Raw genomic sequence first — 251 nt, forward strand, 5'->3', positions numbered from 1 at the left:
TGTTTAAAATTCCAGGGTAACAAGCTATCGATATTGGGTTCTGGTTTACACAGTTCATCAAGGCAAACCATGATGTAATCAAATGGGATTAGACCATTTATTTTGGCGGTTTCCACAATACTGTAGAGGGTGGCACTGGCATGTGCACCGTTAGCCGTTTGGCTAAATAACCAATTCTTTCGGCCTATCACAAACGGTTTTACTGCACGTTCAGCTCTATTGTTATCGATGCTGAGTCGTCCATCATCCAC

The 251-nt window shown here is 42.6% G+C and carries 1 protein-coding gene; it reads right to left on the reverse strand.

Annotated elements, in window-relative coordinates:
• Window positions 1-251: IS66 family transposase (locus H5202_RS23830; RefSeq protein ID WP_182774176.1), on the reverse strand; the 251-nt coding region annotated here is incomplete at both ends.

It is taken from the genome of Shewanella sp. SG41-4 (assembly GCF_014164505.1).
Taxonomy (GTDB): Bacteria; Pseudomonadota; Gammaproteobacteria; order Enterobacterales; family Shewanellaceae; genus Shewanella.